The sequence below is a fragment of the Protofrankia sp. CiP1_Cm_nod3 genome, from assembly GCF_982290655.1.
Map to the genome: position 1 here is coordinate 200,222 of NZ_CEVIVD010000001.1, position 18,910 is coordinate 219,131.

Here is an 18,910-nt window from a genome sequence, read left to right on the forward strand (position 1 = left end):
CTGGCGTTGGGGCTGGCGAGTTCGTAGCCGGCATCGTCCACGGCGGCCCGGACAGTGGTCTCCGCCAGCGGCTGTTCGCTGATCACCGTTACCGCGCCGCTGTCCAGGTCCACCCGGACGTCGCTGACGCCCGGGATCCGGCCGATCTCGGTACTCACCGCGCCGACACAGTGCGAGCAGTTCATGCCGACAACGGTGTAGGTGGTCGTGGTCACAGTTGGTCCTTCCGGAAGGCATGATCGACTGCGGGGTGCGCCTGGCGTCGTCGGTGGTGCACAGCCACGTCCCTTCCGTGGCCCGTGCCGCCTTTCGCCGTCCACGCCCGGGGTTTGCCGGACGCGGGGACGAGCGCCGGGCGCGGTGGAAGCGTGATCATGTCGTTGGGTGTCGTCGTGTTGTTGTGGGCGCTCAGGAGCGGAGCAGGCGGGCGATCGCGTCCGAGGCCTCCCGTACCTTCTGGTCGGCCTCCTCGCCGCCGGCTGCCGCCGCCTGCACGAGGCAGTGCGCCATGTGCGCGTCGAGCAGACCGAGCGCGACCGAGCGTAGCGCTTTCGTCGCCGCCGAGACCTGCGTCAGGATGTCGATGCAGTACTCCTCCTGCTCGACCATCCGTTGCAGGCCGCGGATCTGGCCCTCGATGCGCCGCAGCCGCTTGAGGTAGTCGTCCTTGTCCCCGATGTAGCCGTGGCCCGCGCTCATCCGCACCTCCACCCACTCATACCCTCCAGGGGTATCTACAGCGGTAGCGACTCTATACCCATAGGGGGTATCGGTAAAGGCGTGGCGGCCGTGTCGCGCCGAGGACAAGATAGTCAACGATGTTGACGGCATCCCGCCGGTTTTTTACTCCGTGTATCAGGGACGCCACGCCGCGAGCAGATCCTCGGGGCCGAGAGTGAGAATCCCGTCCATCGTCGTCGCGGCGCGGGTCACCGCGAGCAGCGGGGTCGAGTCGTCGGCGCCGGGCAGCCGGGAGCGATGGGCGACGAGCTGGGCCAGATCGTGCGGGTCGAACGCGCGGTTGTTCAGCCACTTGATGGAGCCGACCAGGGTGACGCGCCTGGCGACCGGTGCCCGGTCCGCGCCGACGATGTCGATCTCGGGGTTGTTGGTCCGGGTCCAGTAGCCGCCGATGACGTTCGTCCCGTCCGGCAGCGGCCCGGGAGGCAGACGCCGCAGCGACTCCCTGATAACCGGCTCGATCGCGCGGCCGCGCCAGGTGCTCCAGGACGACGCGATCCTGGCACGGACCAGGTCGCCACGACCACGTTCGATCTCGGCGAGATTGGGGCCGAGAAAGGTCAGCCAGAATCGCAGATACGGGTCGGCGACCACATACCGGGTTTCTCGGGATGGCTGGGTCGACAGCGGGACCATGGCCTCGACCAGGCGTTTCGTGGTCAGCAACCGAAGCGCCCGGCTCAGCGAGCCGGCCGGGATCCCACCCGCGGCCCGTCCGATCAGTGAATAGGTCCGTTCGCCGGAGCCGATCGCGCCGAGAATGTCGCGGGCCTGCGCCTCGACCGGGAATTCGGCGGCGAGCGCCCGCTCGGCACTCACCAGCAGCGCCGAGGTCGGATCCGCGAGAGCCTCGCTCAGATAGCCGTCGACCGGGACGCCGGCCGGCCACTCGTCCAGGATCAGCGGCAGCCCGCCGGTGATCAGATAGGCGTCGAAGGCGTCGGCGGGCGGGAGACCGAGCATGTCGGCGACATCGGCCGGGTTGAGCGGCGGGATCACCATCTCGGTGGCGCGCTGGTGGAACGGCCGGCCGTAGCTGTTCAGCGCCTCCATCATCGCCAGGTCCGAGCCGATGCACAGCAGCAGCACCGGCCGGTGGGACAGTTCGCGGTCGAACAGCTTCTGCAGCGTGCCTTCAAAACCCGCGTCATTAGTGATCAAATATGGCATTTCGTCAAGAATCACGACGCATACCCGGTCCGTCGGGAGCGCGTCGGCGAGCAGGTGCAGTGCCGCGTCCCAGGACCGGGGCTGTTGATCGTGAAAGGTGTCCGCGCGCGGCAGGGTGGAGCCGCGGACCGCTTCGGTGAACAGCCGCAGATCCGTCGCGGTGTCGGGCTGGGCGGAGGCGGTGAAGAACACGTACGGGACCCCCGCGCGCGCGACGAACTCCTCGGCAAGCCGTGACTTCCCGACGCGGCGTCGTCCCCGCATCAGAACCGCCCGGCCCGGACGACCGGCCCGCCCCCCGGATTCGACCCGTTGCAGTATCCGGCCCAGCGCCGCGAGCTCTCGATCACGCCCGATGAACCCGGTCACACACATCCCCTCGGTAGACGCTCATCCAAGATACGCTCATGAATGAGAGCATCTTGGATGAGCGCGAGGCGTATGGCAGCCCGCCACCCGGCCGCTGCGTCCGCCGCCGCCGCGGTGCCCTCGGCGAACATGCGCAGTCCCCGCGGCTATCGATCCCGGTCGGATGGCCGGGCGCGCCCCTTGATAGTCAACGCCGTTGACGGCACCGGCCCGCGATTTGATCTTCTGGTTCCGATGGTCACAACATTAGGATCATCAATATTCAGATCATGATGCCGGACGGGTGGGGCGCATCAGGACGAGGACGAGGACGCCGGCGAGCAGGCCGGCCGCGGCGGCCACCGCGAACGCCCCCTGGACACCGGTCACCGCCGAGGCGTGCACGGCGGTGTCGAGGGCGTGCCGGGTGCTCGGCGGGGCCGTGTGCAGCAGCGACGCCGTCTGGCCGCCGGCGACCGCGCGGGCCGTGCGGGCCGCGTCCTCGACGCCGCGCCCGGACAGGCTGCGCTGCGCGCGGGCGGCGAACACGCTGCCCAGGACGGCGATACCGAAGGCGAAACCGAGCTGCCGCGCGGTGTTGACCGCGCCGGCGGCCATGCCACCGCGCCGCACGGGCACGAGCGCCATCGAGACCGAGCCGAGCGCGGGCGTCACGATCCCCACCCCGATGCCGATCACCACGAAACCGGGTATGAGCGCCGGCCAGCTCGCCGAGCCGTGGACGAGCCCGGCGGCGAGCGCGTCGCCGAGGCCGACGACCAGCAGGCCGCCGCCGAGGATCCGGTCGGGCCGTACGCCGTGCAGGAGGCGGCCGGTCGACGCCGAGACCATGAACGCCATGACCGACAGCGGCACACCGGTCAGCCCGGCCTCGATGGGGCTGAGACCGACCACGGACTGCAGCCAGATCGAGGTGTAGGCGAACGCGGAGAAGGCGGCGAACGTCAGCAGGACGCCCGTGACGAGCACCCCGACGAACGCGCGGTCACGCAGCAGCGCGAGGTCCAGCATGGCGTGCGGCGACCGCGACTCGATGCCGGCGAAGAGGGCGAGCAGCACCGCCGCCAGCGCGAGCAGCCACCAGGTGAGCGCGTTGGACCAGCCCTCCTCGCTCGCACGGATGATCGCGTACGTCGTGCCCGCCGCCGCCGCGGTGAACGTGACCATGCCGGGGACGTCCACCCTGCTGTGGGCGGGCTCGTGCGCGTCTGTGAGCACGAACACGCACAGCACGATGGCGATGACGCTGACCGGCAGGTTGACGAAGAAGATCCACCGCCAGGACACGCCCTCGGTGAGCAGCCCGCCGATGATCGGGCCGATGGCGGCGGACGCGCCCGACACCGCACCCCACAGGCCGTAGGCGCTGCCGCGGTCGCGTCCGGTGTAGGAGCTGTTGAGCAGCGCGAACGTCGTCGCGAACATGGCCGCGGCGCCGACGCCCTGTACGGCGCGTGCCGCGATGAGCGCCGCGGGGCTCGGCGCGATGCCGCACGCGAACGACGACGCCGCGAACACCGCGAGCCCGACGACGTAGGCCCGGCGGTGGCCGACGAGGTCCGCGATGGAGCCGGTGCCGAGGACGAGCGCGGCCAGCGCGAGCGCGTAGGCGTCGACGACCCACTGCAACGCGGCGAACGACGCGTCGAGGTCGACCACCATGCCCGGCAGGGCGACGTTCACGATCGTCACGTCGACCAGCAGCATGAAGGTGCCGAGACAGACCGTCAGCAGCGGCAGCCACTTACGTACCCGTCCCGTCGCGGGCCCGCTCGCGGCCCCGTCCGTCGACCGGATCGCCGGTCCCGTGGGCGGGGGAGGGAGAGGGAGAGAGGGAGAGGATGGCTCCGTGCCGGTGCCATGACTGCGCTGCGTGTCAGCCTCCTGTGTCAGCGGAACAGCTGTGGGCCACACCCGTGCCCGTCGACAGGAGCCGACAGGCGCACCGGCACCGGCATCGGCTGTTCGGCGATCATGACAACCGTCGAACAGCCGATCAGCGGTCCTCGACCGCGGGCGTGGTCCGTACCAGGGGACTCAACCTAGTGGAAGCCGAGCGCCCTGTCGGAACAGGTACCTTGCCGGAAGCCACGGTGTCCTGGGGAGCCGCGGCGCCCTAGAAGTTGCAGTGCCCGCCGCCGCGGCCGAAACCGGGGCGGGCCACGTCGAAGTCCAGCCGGTTGTCCGGGCCGCTGATGCGCGGCAGATCGTAGACGCACTGGTGGCCGGTTGCCGTGTCGTCGACGGTGACCCGCTGCGCCCCGGCGTACATCGCCCCGCTGGTCCAGTCCGTGCCGTTGCTGTAGGTGACCGCGAAGGAGGAGATCGGGTAGTCGGCGGAGGAGCGGGCGTCACCGCCGAAGATGGTGAACTTGATCTCTTTCGCGGCCGGGGCCGCCCCGTTGCGGGTCACGGTGCCGATGATCCGGGTGGTGCCCGGATCCGCGAGAGTCACGAGTTTGATCGTTCCCACGTGGTAGGAGTAGGTCCAGCCGTTCGCCCGGTAGTTGAAATAGTCCACGTAGAAACGGGAGTGGACGTATTCCTGGTCGAGCGCGACGTCCGGGTAGAACTCCAGCGAGAGCCCGGCGGTTCGGGCGCCCCAGTCGGTGCGCAGCGAACCACCATTGACGTAGTCCGGCTGGACGTCGGGCATGAAGTATCCGTGCGGAAAAAGAATACCCTGGCCGGTTGCGAAGCGCGTGTAGGTGGTGTAACTACCGCGTACCTCACAGGCGTTTATGAAGGTGTCGCCGGTGCCGGTCTGCGGATTGTAGTTCTGGCATGGCAGGTACGGCTGCGCGGTCGAGCCGAGGACCAGGTCGACCCCGACCGCGCCCGAGATGGGGACCGCCTGTCCGTTACGGTCGGTGAAACCGCTGAACGGAACGGCGACGCCGAGGCCGCGGGAGGAGTCACGGCCGTACTGGGTGGAGTCCGCGGCCTGGGCCGGTGTGGCCTGAGCGAGCAGGATCACAGCCACCGAGATGACTGTGAGCGTCGTGACGCGGCCCCGGCCACCCGCCACGCCGGGACGAAAGCGAACGCGAACACCGCGAGCCGCCGGAAAACGAGTCCGGCGGATGGGCGACCGGCACGAGTGTGTCATCATCCTCGCCTTGTCTCCAGAGGGTGGGACACAGTGTGCCAGCCGCCGCCGTGGTACGTGCGGAGATGGACGTCGCGGCAGCCCAACGCCTGCAAAATTTACATTTCGGAGCGATGAACGACAGGCTCCGGCGAGCAGCAACGATCATCATGAAGATGAATTCTTATAATGATCCCGATGCGCTCCCGCGCGGTAATTCCGCAGGTCCCGGGATGAGGCGGTGGGAAGGGAGCGGGGGAGTGGGGGAGCCGGCCGGCGGGCGGCTGAGCCGGGGAGATCGACGCCATGGGCGGCAGGCGCTTGGGCCGGCTCCGCCGGCCTGCCCGGCCTGCCCCGCCTGCCGGGTAACGACGGGCGAGGAGGCCGTCCGAGCGGGGCCCGAGCGGGATCAGGTGCCGTAGGGGCGGGCCGTCCGGGCGTCGCGCAGTGCCCGGGCCCACCACACGAGCTGGTCGAGCATGGTCTTGGCCGCGGTGCCCGGGCCGGTGGCGTCCTTCGGCTGGCCGGCGGCGTCGAACCTCTCCCGCACGTTGTGAAAACTGACCGTTTCGCGAATAGTTACCGCATGTAGTTCTGCGAATACCAAGCGAAGCTGTTCCACCGCGCGCAGCCCGCCGGCCAGGCCCCCGTAGGAGACGAGCCCGACCGGCTTGGCCTGCCACTGTGTGTAGTACCAGTCGATGGCGTTCTTCAGGGCGGCGGGATAGGAGTGGTTGTACTCCGGTGTCACCACGACGAACGCGTCGGCCGCGTCCAGCCGCGGGGCCAGCGCCGCCACCTCGGGCGGCGGCTGCCTGGTGAGCACGGCGGGCAGCCGTGCCTCGGCCAGGTCGACGACGTCGAGCGCCAGGTCGTCGCGCTGTTCGGCCTGACCGGTGAACCAGTTCGCCACCACGGGCGCGAACCGGCCCTCCCGCGTACTGCCCACGATCACGGCCAGCCGCAACTGATCTTCTGGCATGGCAGGTCCTCCTCGGTTCCCGGCGGTTTCCAACGGCACCACGACCGACGATCTTGTTGATCTCGTCCTGGACACCAGCCTGAGAGCTCAATAAAGGTTTAAGTCAAGCTACCGTGGTCCGCATGACACAGCCGGTCCGGAAAGTCCGGGAGATCACGGTCGGCGAGCTGGCCGCGCGCAGCGGTGTATCGACCTCGGCGCTGCGTTTCTACGAGTGGCAGGGCCTCATCCGCGCCCGGCGCACCCCCGGCAACCAGCGTCGCTACGGCAGGGACGTCCTGCGCCGGGTCGCCTTCATCCGCGCCTCGCAACGCGTCGGCATACCGCTCGCGACGATCCGGGACGTCCTCGCCGTGCTGCCGGAGGAGCACAGTCCCACCCGGGAGGACTGGGCACGGGCGTCCACCCGCTGGCGTGCGGAGCTCGACGCCCGCATCCGGCGGCTGGAGCAGCTGCGCGACCATCTCACCGACTGCATCGGCTGCGGCTGCCTGTCGATAGACCGCTGCGCGCTGGTCAACCCGTACGACGTCCTCGGCGCGCAGGGCGCGGGCCCGCGCTGCCACCTCGAGCCGTAGCCAGGGCGGGATCCTCTGCTCGCGGCGGGTAAGTCACGTTGTAGTCAACGGTGTTGACGTGTCCTCGTCGATTTTTGATCTCCAAAAAAACCAAAAACCATCTACGACGGACCCGTAATGGCTACGCACTCGCCGCGGTCAGCTCCACAGGGTGCAGATGGGTGCCCGGGCCGGACGGGCTGGCAGACTGGTCTGATGGCGAGCAATCTCCCCGCGTCCGACGACATCCCCCCGGCCCGGCCACAGACCGCGGGCTCGGCAGCCGCAGGCCCAGCGCCGGTGAGCGCGGCCGCGCAGGACGAAGCCGTCGAGATCTGTCGTGACCTGCTGCGTATCGACTCGGTGAACCGGGGCAACGGCGACGGTAACGAGCGGGCCGCCGCCGAATACGTGGCGGCCAAGCTCGCCGAGGTCGGCCTTCAGACCACCATCCTGGAGTCCGAGCCCGGCCGTACCAGCGTCATCGCCCGGGTCGAGGGCGCCGATCCGCACCGTCCGCCGCTGCTCATCCACGGCCATCTCGACGTGGTGCCCGCGGACCCGGCGGACTGGCGGGTCCACCCGTTCAGCGGCGAGATCGTCGACGGCAGCCTGTGGGGGCGCGGCGCGGTCGACATGAAGGACATGGACGCGATGACGCTCGCGGTCGTCCGTGACCTGCTGCGTTCCGGCCGGCGGCCACCACGCGACCTTGTTCTTGCCTTTGTCGCGGACGAGGAGGCCGGCGGCCGGCTCGGGGCCCGCTGGCTGGTCGACAACCACCCGCACCTGTTCGCCGACTGCACCGAGGCGATCAGCGAGGTGGGCGGTTTCTCCTACACGGTCTCCGACGACCTGCGCCTCTACCTCATCGAGACGGCCCAGAAGGGCATCGCCTGGATGAAGCTCACCGTCGCCGGCCGGGCCGGGCACGGCTCGATGGTCAGCGACGACAACGCGGTCACGGCACTGTGCGAGGCGGTCGTGCGGCTCGGCCGGCACCGCTTCCCGATCGTGCTGACCCCGACCGTCCGGACGTTCCTGGACTCCATCGGCGACGCCCTCGGTATCGAGATCGACGCCGACGACCTGGAGACCACGATCGCCAAGCTCGGCCCGATCGCCCGGATGATCGGGGCGACCATCCGCAACACCGCGAACCCGACACAGCTCGACGCGGGGGAGAAGGTCAACGTCATTCCGGGGGAGGCCACCGCGCACGTGGACGGCCGTTTCCTGCCCGGCCAGGAGGAGGAGTTCCTCCGCCAGCTCGACGAGCTGATCGGCCCGGCCGTCCGGCGTGACTGGGTCGTGTTCGACCAGGCGCTGGAGACCGGTTTCGACGGTCCGCTCGTGGACGCGATGGCGGGCGCGCTGAAGGCCGAGGATCCGGCTGCCCGCCCGGTCCCCTACATGCTTTCCGGGGGCACCGACGCCAAGTCGTTCTCCCGGCTCGGTATCCGCTGCTTCGGTTTCTCGCCCCTGCTGCTGCCGCCGGACCTGGACTTCGCCGGCATGTTCCACGGTGTGGACGAGCGGGTGCCGGTCGAGTCGCTGCGGTTCGGCGTCCGCGTCCTCGACCGTTTCCTGGCCGCCTCGTAGCGCCGCGCGCGCTCCGGCCCCGCAGCGCGCCTACGCGCGGCGTCTCCTGGGCGCTTACATGCGGTGCCACCTCCGTGGTATCGCGCTCGTGGCATCGCGCGCGGACCGGTCTGGCCCGGGCGACCGGGCCGGTCTCGGGGTGGCCGGGCCGGTCTCTCATGGCCGGGACGGCCATGTCCGGCAGAAGACAGCGGAAACGCGCATGTGCCGCGTGTGGCTCACCAGCAGGGCGGACAGTCCAGATAACATGTGACGCGCCCGGGTGCCGTACCGTACCGGTTTGTTTCCTTTTCCGCCCCGGCTGTCCGCATCGTTGTAGGTGTCCGTATTCTTTCGTCCGTGCTCCGGTGGTTTTTGTGTTCCGATGGCTGTTCTTCCGACACCTGGTCGTGATACCAGGCATTCGTTTTACCTTTTCGTCGATTTATTGGCTGTCCCGGCTGGGCCGGCCAGAGACAGCCGGCCGGAGGCAGCGGAAGACGAATGGCCGAGTAGACGGGTGTGAAACGGGTATCCCCGCCAGCGGGTGCCCGGGTCACGGCGGGGAGCCGGCCCTGACACGCGGGCAGCGGGCAGGACAGGGAACGGACAGGACCGGGGAACGGGCAGGACAGAGCGTGGGCAAGGCAGAGAGCGGGCAGGGGAGAGGGGACGTCATGGCCTTTCGTCGTTGTCTTGTGGCCACCCTGGTGGCCGTCACGGTCGCGCTGACCGGGTGGGGTGACGGGCGTGTTCTCGCCGCGTCGGCGCCACAGCCGCAGCCACTCGGGCCGGGGACGTCCCTGTCCGTCGAGCCCGTGTCCGCACCGGTCTCCCAGGCCGCTTCCGGGGCTGACGGAACCGAGACGGCCGCCGTGGCGGTCGTCCGGGAGCACGGCTACACCCCCACCGGGACGGCCGGCTACCGCCCGGACAACGACCTCAGCGTGATTGTCGGACGGTGGACCGCCGCCGTGGACGGCCATCCCCAGCAGGCGTTCCTCTTCCACCGCGGCCGTCTGGTCGGCACCGGCACCCAGTTGCCGAGCGCGGCCGTCGAATGGCTGTGGTCCACCGGCGACGTCGTCGCGCTGTCCTACCAGCTTTACCGGCCCGATGACCCGCTGTGCTGCTCCACCGGGGGCGCGGCGACGGTGCGTTACCAGTGGAACGGTACGACGGCTGTTCCCCTCGATCCTGTCCCGTCCGCCGACTGGTCGGCCTCGGTAAGCCGACGGGGAGCGAGCGTCACGGGCTCGACGAGCACCGCGAGCTGACGGCCGGCACGGGCCAGCCCTTCTTCCGGGGCCGCGGGCGATGCGGTCAGGCGTACCCGCGGCTGCCGGAGCCGACGGCCACCGGCCCGCGGGATCCTTCCGCCGCATCCTCTTCCAGCCCGTTCACCGACGCTCTGCCCATCGCTCCATTCCATCTATATGGGATGCCCGGCCGGGGCCCGCGTGTCGGCGTCCAGCCGGCTGGATGCGAGCTCCCGGTAGAGCGGGCTCACCCGCATCAGCTCCTCGTGGCGGCCGGTGGCCGTCACCTTTCCCTCGTCGAGCACGATGATCCGGTCGGCCGCGCGAACCGTGGAGATCCGGTGCGCGATGACCAGAAGCGCGCTGGTGGCTGAAATCTCACGCATCGCACGGGTAAGTGCCCTCTCGTTGAGGGAGTCCATCTGAGAGGTTGGCTCGTCCATGAGCAGCACGGCGGGCCGGGCCAGCAAGGCTCGGGCGATGGCGACCCGTTGACGTTCCCCGCCGGACAGCTGGACGCCGTGGTCACCGACCTCGGCGTCCAGCTTGTTGGGCATCCGCGCGACCAGTTCGGCGAGGCCCGCCGTGCCGACCACCCAGCGCAGCTCGTCCTCGGTTGCGTCGGGCACGGCATAGGCGATGTTGTCACGGAGCGTCCCGTGCAACACCGGGGTCTGCTGTTCGACCAGGTTCACCCAGGTGCGGGACGCGGAGCGGTCGATCGCACCCACTTCCCGGCCGCCGAACAGGATCTTCCCGCGGTCCGGCTCGTAGAAGCGCTCGATGAGCTGGAGAACGGTGGACTTTCCAGCACCTGACCGGCCGACCAGCGCGATGTGGCCGCGAGACGGCACTGTGAACGAAACGTCCCGCAGCACCGGTTCGTCGGTGTATCCGAACCATACGTCGCGGAACTCGATCGACGGGGTGTCACCCCGCTGTCCGGCAGCCCGGCCGTTGCCCGATGCGCTGTTGGCCCGGACCTGAAGCCCGCCGGCAGCCTGAACCGGGCCCTGCTTTCCGGGCCTTCCGGGCCTTCCGGCACTGTTCTCGTCCTGGCCGGCGCTGTCCGGCTCGCGGGGGAGCGTGAAGACCTCGTTGACGCGCTGTAGCCCTCCCATTCCGCGTTGAAGCGTCCCCGCCTCCTCGAACAGCTCGGACAGCGGCATGACGAGGTAGGTGGCGTAGAGCAGGAAGGCGATGAGATCACCCAGCGACGTCGAGCCCTTTGCGACGAGCACCCCACCGATCAACAACACCACCAGAACCGAGCCCTGGACGGCCAACTGCATGGAGGGGGCGACGACCGACTCCAACTTGGCCATCCGCACCCCGGCACGGTAGGCGTCCCGGGCGTGGCCGCCGATGCGCTCGCTCTCGCGCTTTTCGGCGCGGCTGGCTCGAACGGTGCGGATCGCGGCGAGCGCCCGCTCGAGGTCCGCGGTCATGCTTCCGACGCTGGCCTGGCCGCGTTCCGAGGCAATGCGGATGCGCACCAGCACGCCCAGAACCATCGCCCCGGCCAGCGAGACCACGAGCAGCACGAACAGGAACAGCAACGCGTCCAACCAGATCATCATCGCGACCGCGCCGATGACACCAACCGCGCTCGTGAGGAGCGCGGAGAAGCTGTAGGCCACTGCCTCGCGGACGAGCATGGTGTCGCTGTTGGCCCGGGAGATCAGGTCGCCCATGCGCTGCTTGTCATACACCCCGACCCGCAGCCGCAGAAGGTGATCGACCAGCCGGATCCGCAGGCCGAGCAGAATTACCTGACCGGTGCGTTCCAGCAGGTAGTTCCCGAGGGTGTCGGCCAACGCCTGGCCGACGAACAGCACGAACAGCAGTGCGACGAGCGAGCCGGGAACGCCGCCGGCCTGCGCGGCGTCGATCACGTTCTTCACCAGCAGCGGCTGCGCGACCCCGAGGACGGTCCCGAGTACCGTCAGCGCGGTGGCGATGCCTATCGGCCGGCCGTGCCCGCGAAGCAGGCGCCACAACCCACCGACTCGCAGCGCGTCACGGTTCCGCTGCTTGCTGTCCCGATCCGGCGTCGTCGGCGTTGGCGGCGGCTCGACCGCGGTCTCCTCACTCGTTTCGCCGATGGCACTCATGACACCGTGGCGCCTGACACCGTGGCACCTTCCGGAGGTACAGCGATAAGCGGCCGGAAGTAGCCGGCCAGCTCGTGCTCACCCACCATCACCCCGTCCGCCTCCACCCAGGCGTGTGCGGCGAACGGGCCGACCCTGCGCACGCCGACGTACCAGGTGGGCCAGACCCCCGAAGCCCGGCAGACCAGGGCGGTGGCAACGGAACGGGGAACGCAGCCCCGCGCACCCCGGCACACCATGCTCACCGCGGTGACGGCATCCCGTGCGGCCAACGCCTGCTGATACCCGGCCGGCGTGGCGCCTCGGCGCAACCAGGTCAGGACGGAGCGGATCCGGCCGGGTGGCTGGGTGGCGAGCAGCCGGGCGGTTGCGACCGCGGCCATCGCTAGCGGCCGTCGCCGTAGAGGGAGTTTTCCTCCTCGGCGCTCCAACGACATCGGCATGCTCATCGCGGTGCCACCTCCTCTGCCTCCTCTGCGGCTCCGTCGACGCGCGCCCGATGGATCCGCCAGAGCGCGTCATTGGTCAGGAAGCGGTGTCCGGTCGGGAAGCGGTGCCGGTTGCGACAAGCCCGGCCGTGTGGAGCCCGTCCAGCAGGCTCTGTACATCCCGGTCCGCGGTGGCCGCGTCCACGTCGTAACTTCTGACCACCGAATCGGCGGCCTCGGCGGCGCTACCACCGTCGAGCAGCACCCGCAATACGAGTGTCCCGGTCGGGTTGAGCATCCAGTACTGACCGCTGCGCTCATCCAGGAGCGCGGTCCCGTAGTCGGTTTCCGTATGGACGATGTTCTCCCGTAGCGTCAGCATTTTTTCTCCGGCGGCTGTCCGGGTGCCACACCATTCCCTGTCGAAATTCCCTGTCGAACCGTCCCTCCCAATGGTGGGTATGACTGAATAAGGCGGGTGGTGACACCCGGCCCGGGCCGTCGCCACCCGCCGTCTCCAACTTCCGCACTGTGTTGGCCAGGAGCGGACGACCGCCGTTTCCCTGCCCGTTCTTGAACGGCGGTGATGGCGCCCCTAGTAGCGGAACCTGCGGAACCCGCGGAACCTGCGGTACCCGTGGTACCCGCCGTAGTAGTTACGCCGGTGGTAGCCGTAGTAGCCTTCGGTCACCGTGGAGAAGGCACCGATTCGTTGAAGAGCCGGTGGCTGGTACGGAGCCTTCATCGAAATTCCCCCTCGGAGTTTGTGATGTTGAACGGGCGGCCCGGCCGCTCACCGGCCGCACCGATCTCTATCCGGGCCGGCCTGCTGTCCGCGCTGGACAACCGGCCACCTTCCACCTTGCAGGCGACAGGTTCAGCCTTGGTTCAGTCCCCGTACATCCGTTGGTGGCGCGGCGTCTACCGCGTCCTTCCTCCCCGGCCGTCAGTCCTGGCCCACGTCGAGGTCGCCGCCCAGTACCTGCTGATGAAGCCGGCGCAGGTCCGCACCTGGCTCTATGCCGAGCTCGTTGGTCAGCAACCGGTACACGGCCTGGTAGGCGGACAGGGCTTCGGCGCGACGACCCGACCTGTGCAGCGCGAGCAGGAGCTGGCCCCACAGGCGCTCCCGCAGGGGATATTCAATGGTGAGCGCGCGCAACGTGGGCAGGACGACGTCATAATGACCATGGGAAAGGTGTACGTCGATCAAGTCCTCCAGGACCGCCCAGTGCTGCTCCTCCATGCGTGCCGCCTCGGCCAGGGTGGTGTCCTCCGGCAATTCATCGAAAGGCTGGCCACGCCATAGCCCCAGCGCTTCCTGAAAGTACTCGAGGGCGCTCTCGTCGGCTCCGCCGTGCAATGCTTCCCGGCCACGATATGCCATCTTCTCGAAGACCGACACATCAAGTTCTCCGGGTGCCAAGTTGATGCGGTACGCGCCTGACCGGCTTTCGATTCTGCTGTGCTCGGCATGGTTGGGTGGCAGGGCCCGGCGCAACTGGGACACGTAGGTCTTGATGTTTCCGAACGATGATCTCGGCGGCTCGTCCTCCCATAGAACGGCACAGATCCGGTTGATGCTCACCCAGGTCCCGGCATTGAGGAGCAGCAGTGAGAGCAGCACGCGCGGCTTGTGCTGGTGAATATCGATCAGTGTGCCGTCAGACCCGTACACCTCCAATGGCCCGAGTACGCGGAACCGTATTCTCCCGTCCCGGGCCCCGCGTACCTCCATATTTGTCTGACTGGCGTACGACTCCATTCCTCGGGTACTCCCGTGCCTGGCTACGGCCGGCTCGACAAAGAAAAATCACCGGATGAACTACATGCTCCCGCACCAAACACACAGTCCTTCCCCCGGTCAGCGGCCCCTGTTCTCGGGATCGCTGACCGGGGCGCTGCGCGCATGCGGAGCGTGCTATGGGTACAGTCACGTGCTAGCGGTACCCTGCCCGGAGTCGTACCAATCAGGGCGATCTTGAAGAAGCTGCTCAGCCGGGGACCGGCGCGGGGGCCACCACGAGCAGGAGGTCACCGACCTCGACGGAGACGCCGGAGGAGCGGACCAGTTCGGTGACGGTCCCGGCGTGCGGACTGGTGACGGCGGCCTCCATCTTCATGGCCTCGATGGTGGCCAGCCGGTCACCTTTGCGGACCTGGTCACCGACGGCAACCGTGTAGGTGACCAGCCCGGGCAGCCCCGCGGGAATCTGCGCCGGGTCGCCGGGATCGGCGCGCCGGGCCGCCCTGGACACCGTCGCGATCGAGGCGTCCCGCACCGACACCGGCCGTGGCTGGCCGTTGACCCGCAGGTACAGGGTGCGCATGCCCGCGTCGTCGGGCTCGCCGACGTCGTTGAGCTCGACGATGACCTCCACACCGGGCTCCACGGTGATGGTCACCGGCCGGCCCGGGGTGAGGCCGTAGAAGAACTCCTCGGTGGGGACCGTGGCGGCGTTGCCGTAGGCCGCCACGGCGGCGGTGTAGTCGTTCCACGGCCCCGGGAACAGCAGCCGGGACAGCGTCTCGCGCCGGCCCGCTCCGGCCACCCGCAGGGTGGCCGCGTCCTGCGGCTCCAGGCCGGTCACGGGCGCGGCCGGCTGCCGCCCGGCGAGCGCGCGCTCGCGGAAGGGCTCGGCGAAGCCGGCCGGTGGCGTGCCGAGCTCGCCGGCGAGGTAGCCCAGCACGCTGGCCGGCAGGTCGTAGCGTTCGGGATGCTCACGCAGCACGGCGACGTCGATGTCACCGCCGGCGATGAACAGCGCCAGGTCCCCGACGACCTTGCTGGTAGGCGTGACCTTGATGGGTTTGCCGAGCAGGTCGTTGGCCAGGGCGTAGCACTCCTGCACCTGGGACCATTTGGTGCCCAGCCCGAGGGCGATCGCCTGCTGGCGCAGGTTCGTCAGCTGCCCGCCGGGGATCTCATGCCGGTAGACCGCACCCGTCGGCGCCCGCAGCCCGGCCTCGAACGGCGCGTAGAGGTCACGGACCGCCTCCCAGTACGGCTCCATCGCCGACAGCGCGGCCAGGCTGATCCCGGTCGCCCGCGGGGTGTGGTCGGTGGCGGCGACGAGCGCGGACAGGTTCGGCTGGCTGGTGCCGCCCGACAGCGGCGCGGACGCGGCGTCGACGGCGTCCGCGCCGGCCTCGGCCGCCGCGATCAGGGTGGCCAGCTGGCCACCGGCGGTGTCGTGGGTGTGGACGTGCACGGGGGTGTCGAAGTTCTCCCGCAGCGCCGCCACCAGGACGCGCGCGGCGGCCGGCCGCAGCAGCCCGGCCATGTCCTTGATCGCTAGGACGTGCGCGCCGGCGGCCACGAGCTGTTCGGCCAGGCGCAGGTAGTAGTCGAGGGTGTAGATCCGCTCCGCGGGGTCCACCAGGTCGCCGGTGTAACACAGGGTGCCCTCGGCGACCGCGCCGGCCTCGACGACCGCGTCGATCGCCGGCCGCATCTGCTCGATGTCGTTCAGCGCGTCGAACACCCGGAAGATGTCGACGCCGGTCGCCGCCGCCTCGGCGACGAACGCCTGGACCACGTCGTCCGGGTAGGGGGTGTAGCCGACGGCGTTGCGGCCGCGCAGCAGCATCTGCAGGCAGACGTTGGGGACCCGTTCGCGGATGGCGGCGAGGCGCTCCCACGGGTCCTCCGCGAGGAAGCGCAGCGCCACGTCGTAGGTGGCCCCGCCCCAGCACTCCAGGCTCAGCAGGCCGGGCAGGAGCCGGGAGTAGGCGGGGGCGATCGCGAGAATGTCGGTGGTGCGCAGCCTGGTCGCCAACAGCGACTGGTGGGCGTCACGCAGAGTGGTGTCGGTGACCGCGAGCCGGGTCTCGGCCCGCAGCCGCTCCGCCCACTGGCGCGGGCCGGCCTCGACGAGCAGCTGCCGGGAGCCGGCCGGCGCCGCCCCGGCCGGGATGGCCGGCAGCAGGCCCACCGGGTCGATCAGCGTGGCGGCCGGCCGCCGGTGGCCGTTGACGCTGCTGGCGGCCAGCCGGTCGAGCAGCCGGCTGGTGCGGTCGGTGCCGCCGTCGCCGAGGAACAGCCCCGGCCGTTCGTCCAGGAACGACGTGGTCACCCGGCCGGCGAGGAAGTCCTCCTCGGCCAGCAGCCGCTGCAGGAACTTCACGTTCGTGCGCACGCCACGGACCCGGAACTCCGCCAGCGCCCGGCGGGCCCGCGCGGTGGCCTGCCCCAGGTCGGCCCCGCGGGCGGTCACCTTGACCAGCAGTGAGTCGAAGTACGGGGTGATCTCCACGCCCTGGTAGATCGCCCCGTCCAGCCGGACGCCCGAGCCGCCCGGGGACTCGTACCTGGTGATCTTCCCGGTGTCCGGGCGGAAGCCGTCCGCCGGGTCCTCGGTGGTCACCCGGCACTGCACCGCGGCCCCGCGGATGTTGATCGACTCCTGGGACAGGCCCAGGTCGGCCAGGGTGGCGCCGCCGGCGATCCGTAGCTGCGCTGCGACCAGGTCGACGCCGGTGACCTCCTCGGTGACGGTGTGCTCGACCTGGATCCGAGGGTTCATCTCCATGAAGGTGTGCGACCCGTCGGCGGCGACGAGGAACTCCACCGTGCCGGCGTTGACGTAGCCGACGTGCCGGGCGAACGCCAGCGCGTCCGCGCACAGCCGGTCCCGCACGGCGGTGTCGAGCAGGGGAGCGGGCGCGACCTCGACGACCTTCTGGTGGCGCCGCTGCACCGAGCAGTCCCGCTCGTAGAGGTGGACGATCTCGCCGGTGGCGTCACCGAGGACCTGCACCTCGATGTGCCGGGGCCGGTCGAGGGCCTGTTCGAGGAAGATCGTGCCGTCCCCGAAGGCCGCCGCCGCCTCCCGGATCGCGCTCGTCACCGCGTCTTCAAGATCTTCTGGACGGTTCACCCGGCGCAGCCCGCGGCCACCGCCGCCCGCCGACGCCTTCACGAACAGTGGGAAGCCCACGGCCTCGGCGACGGCCAGCGCGGCGGCCGGCTCGGTCACCGGCGCCGAGGCCCGCAGCACCGGCAGGCCCGCGGCCACCGCGGCCTCGCGGGCGGCGACCTTGTCCCCGGTCAGCCGCAGCACCGATGGCGGGGGGCCGACGAAGGTGACCCCGGCCAGCTCGCACGCGTGCGCCAGCGCCTCGCTCTCGGACAGGAAGCCGTATCCCGGGTGCAGGGCGTCCGCCCCGACCCTTTTCGCCACCGCCAGCAGGGCGTCGATGTCCAGGTAGCCGCGGACGGGGTGGCCGGGCTTGCCGATCTCGTAGGACTCGTCGGCCTTTGTCCGGTGCTGCGAGCCCACGTCCTCGGGCGTGTAGACGGCAACCGTGCGCAGGCCCAGCTCGTGCCCGGCACGGAAGACGCGGATGGCTATCTCACTGCGATTCGCGACCAGGACCTTATTGATCAAGGTGTCACCCTCCACGACGCGGACCAGGTCGACTCCGGAGCGGCCGTCGACTCGGCGAATTGTCGCAGCATTTTTATCCATGTGCTTCTGTTGATGTATCCGGCCGGCTGCGCGACGGCGCCACGGCACGCCGTCCGACGGTAGGCGGCCTCGGCCGCCAGCAACACCCCGGCGGCGGACGGCCTCAGGAGCCAGTGGCCTCGGCGGGTGGTATCGGCGGGCAGCCTCAGCGGCAGCCCCGGTGGGCACCGGCAGCCGGGTGGGCGTGCCTGCCGCGGCGGCATTACGCGGCCTGGCACGGCTCGACTGGTAGCTACCGAGAGTAATTATATGCTCGTTGGCCGGTGGGCACCGGCGCGCGACGATCCTCCGCGGGCAGGCCCTCGTCGGCGGACGAGCCGCTGCCGGTGGGCTCTCGTCAGCGGACGAGCCGCTGTCAGTGGGCGAGCTTGGTGGCGAAGACGGCGGCCTGGGTCCGGCTTTCCAGCCCGAGTTTGGCCAGCAGGCTGGAGACGTAGTTCTTCACGGTCTTCTCCGCCAGGAACAGGCGGTTGGCGATCTGCCGGTTGGTCAGGCCCTCGGCGATGAGCGCGAGGATGCGGCGTTCCTGCTCGGTCAGGGTGGCGAGCCGCTCGTCGTGGACGGGCTCCTGCTCCGCGCGGCGCAGCGCCCGGGGGGTCACCGCGGGGTCGAGCAGGGAGCGGCCCGCCGCGACCCGCCGCACGGCGTCCACCAGCGCGGTACCGCGGGCCCGCTTGAGGACGTACCCGGCGGCACCCGCCATGATCGCGGTGAACAGGGCCTCCTCGTCGTCGAACGAGGTCAGGATCAGGCAGGCGACGGCAGGGTTGCGGGAGCGGACCTGCCGGCACACCTCGATGCCACTGCCGTCCGGCAGACGCGCGTCCAGCACCGCGACATCGGGCCGGGCGGCGAGGATCGCCCGGTCCGTCCCGTCGGCGTGATCGGCCTCGCCGACCACCTCGATGTCGGGCTCCTCAGAAAGAAGATCACGCAGCCCGCGGCGGACCAGCTCATGATCATCCAGGAGGAAGACCCGGATGGGCGTGGCGCCCACCGTGGCATCGGTGGGCCCGGCCGCGTTCGCAGGTTCTTCTGACACGGTTTTCTCCGCCTGACCGGGTTGTCTGAACCGGACTGCCTGGACTGGGGTGCCTGAAGCGTGCCGCCCGAACTGGGATGTCTGGACTGGGATGTCTGGACTGGGATG

Annotated in this window: 16 protein-coding genes; 3 read left to right on the forward strand and 13 right to left on the reverse strand. The window is 69.9% G+C overall.

Annotated features, from left to right (window positions below; genetic code table 11):
- From AC5LUJ_RS00815 to AC5LUJ_RS00840, 6 genes are all read right to left on the reverse strand, one after another.
- A partial coding sequence (locus AC5LUJ_RS00815) for a heavy-metal-associated domain-containing protein (protein ID WP_493464316.1) occupies nt 1-215 on the reverse strand: 215 nt, incomplete at its 3' end.
- A 193-nt stretch (nt 216-408) separates the two neighbouring features.
- Nucleotides 409-699, reverse strand: coding sequence for a metal-sensitive transcriptional regulator (locus AC5LUJ_RS00820; protein WP_250280484.1), 291 nt, complete (start codon nt 697-699; stop codon nt 409-411).
- Between the two features lie 156 nt (nt 700-855).
- The gene (locus AC5LUJ_RS00825) at nt 856-2,280 is read right to left on the reverse strand and encodes an ATP-binding protein (protein WP_250280481.1); all 1,425 of its coding nucleotides are present in this window, start codon (nt 2,278-2,280) and stop codon (nt 856-858) included.
- Nucleotides 2,281-2,547: 267 nt separating this feature from the next.
- The gene (locus AC5LUJ_RS00830) at nt 2,548-4,194 is read right to left on the reverse strand and encodes an MFS transporter (RefSeq protein WP_493464317.1); all 1,647 of its coding nucleotides are present in this window, start codon (nt 4,192-4,194) and stop codon (nt 2,548-2,550) included.
- Nucleotides 4,195-4,396: 202 nt separating this feature from the next.
- Entirely contained in the window at nt 4,397-5,263 is an 867-nt protein-coding gene (locus AC5LUJ_RS00835; protein WP_250280478.1) for a hypothetical protein, read from the reverse strand.
- 514 nt (nt 5,264-5,777) lie between these two features.
- A complete protein-coding gene (locus AC5LUJ_RS00840) occupies nt 5,778-6,350 on the reverse strand; it encodes an NADPH-dependent FMN reductase (RefSeq protein ID WP_250280476.1) in 573 nt (190 codons plus the stop codon).
- Between the two features lie 122 nt (nt 6,351-6,472).
- Here AC5LUJ_RS00840 and soxR point away from each other — a divergent pair, with 122 nt between their 5' ends.
- The 3 genes from soxR to AC5LUJ_RS00855 all read left to right on the forward strand — a co-directional run bounded on the left by soxR (nt 6,473) and on the right by AC5LUJ_RS00855 (nt 9,765).
- Nucleotides 6,473-6,928, forward strand: coding sequence for a redox-sensitive transcriptional activator SoxR (gene soxR / locus AC5LUJ_RS00845; protein WP_250280474.1), 456 nt, complete (start codon nt 6,473-6,475; stop codon nt 6,926-6,928).
- A gap of 195 nt (nt 6,929-7,123) precedes the next feature.
- On the forward strand, nt 7,124-8,509 hold the full coding sequence (locus tag AC5LUJ_RS00850) for a M20/M25/M40 family metallo-hydrolase (protein ID WP_250280472.1): 1,386 nt from the start codon (nt 7,124-7,126) through the stop codon (nt 8,507-8,509).
- Nucleotides 8,510-9,126: 617 nt separating this feature from the next.
- Nucleotides 9,127-9,765 carry an LppP/LprE family lipoprotein gene (locus AC5LUJ_RS00855; RefSeq protein ID WP_250280470.1) on the forward strand — a complete coding sequence of 213 codons (639 nt, stop codon included), beginning with the start codon at nt 9,127-9,129 and terminating at the stop codon, nt 9,763-9,765.
- 155 nt (nt 9,766-9,920) lie between these two features.
- Here AC5LUJ_RS00855 and AC5LUJ_RS00860 read toward each other — a convergent pair whose 3' ends face one another.
- The 7 genes from AC5LUJ_RS00860 to AC5LUJ_RS00890 form a co-directional block, all read right to left on the reverse strand.
- Nucleotides 9,921-11,861 (reverse strand): ABC transporter ATP-binding protein, encoded by a 1,941-nt coding sequence (locus AC5LUJ_RS00860; RefSeq protein WP_250280468.1) that lies wholly within the window; start codon nt 11,859-11,861, stop codon nt 9,921-9,923.
- A complete protein-coding gene (locus tag AC5LUJ_RS00865; protein WP_445548594.1) occupies nt 11,858-12,244 on the reverse strand; it encodes a lasso peptide biosynthesis B2 protein in 387 nt (128 codons plus the stop codon). The genes AC5LUJ_RS00860 and AC5LUJ_RS00865 overlap by 4 nt, the downstream gene beginning before the upstream one ends.
- A gap of 142 nt (nt 12,245-12,386) precedes the next feature.
- Nucleotides 12,387-12,671 carry a lasso peptide biosynthesis PqqD family chaperone gene (locus AC5LUJ_RS00870; protein ID WP_250280464.1) on the reverse strand — a complete coding sequence of 95 codons (285 nt, stop codon included), beginning with the start codon at nt 12,669-12,671 and terminating at the stop codon, nt 12,387-12,389.
- A gap of 213 nt (nt 12,672-12,884) precedes the next feature.
- Nucleotides 12,885-13,034, reverse strand: a complete 150-nt coding sequence (locus AC5LUJ_RS00875) for a lasso RiPP family leader peptide-containing protein (RefSeq protein ID WP_250280462.1) — start codon at nt 13,032-13,034, stop codon at nt 12,885-12,887.
- A 201-nt stretch (nt 13,035-13,235) separates the two neighbouring features.
- A complete protein-coding gene (locus tag AC5LUJ_RS00880; protein WP_493464318.1) occupies nt 13,236-13,916 on the reverse strand; it encodes an AfsR/SARP family transcriptional regulator in 681 nt (226 codons plus the stop codon).
- 367 nt (nt 13,917-14,283) lie between these two features.
- Nucleotides 14,284-17,676, reverse strand: a complete 3,393-nt coding sequence (locus AC5LUJ_RS00885; RefSeq protein ID WP_250280534.1) for a pyruvate carboxylase — start codon at nt 17,674-17,676, stop codon at nt 14,284-14,286.
- Between the two features lie 439 nt (nt 17,677-18,115).
- On the reverse strand, nt 18,116-18,802 hold the full coding sequence (locus tag AC5LUJ_RS00890; RefSeq protein ID WP_445548383.1) for a response regulator: 687 nt from the start codon (nt 18,800-18,802) through the stop codon (nt 18,116-18,118).
- Nucleotides 18,803-18,910: the final 108 nt, after the last annotated feature.

Coding starts and splice junctions, on each gene's coding strand:
- AC5LUJ_RS00820 (WP_250280484.1), bottom strand. CDS start 699: ATGAGCGCGGGCCACGGCTACATCGGGGACAAGGACGACTACCTCAAG.
- AC5LUJ_RS00840 (WP_250280476.1), bottom strand. CDS start 6,350: ATGCCAGAAGATCAGTTGCGGCTGGCCGTGATCGTGGGCAGTACGCGG.
- soxR (WP_250280474.1), top strand. CDS start 6,473: ATGACACAGCCGGTCCGGAAAGTCCGGGAGATCACGGTCGGCGAGCTG.
- AC5LUJ_RS00850 (WP_250280472.1), top strand. CDS start 7,124: ATGGCGAGCAATCTCCCCGCGTCCGACGACATCCCCCCGGCCCGGCCA.
- AC5LUJ_RS00860 (WP_250280468.1), bottom strand. CDS start 11,861: ATGAGTGCCATCGGCGAAACGAGTGAGGAGACCGCGGTCGAGCCGCCG.
- AC5LUJ_RS00865 (WP_445548594.1), bottom strand. CDS start 12,244: ATGGCCGCGGTCGCAACCGCCCGGCTGCTCGCCACCCAGCCACCCGGC.
- AC5LUJ_RS00870 (WP_250280464.1), bottom strand. CDS start 12,671: ATGCTGACGCTACGGGAGAACATCGTCCATACGGAAACCGACTACGGG.
- AC5LUJ_RS00875 (WP_250280462.1), bottom strand. CDS start 13,034: ATGAAGGCTCCGTACCAGCCACCGGCTCTTCAACGAATCGGTGCCTTC.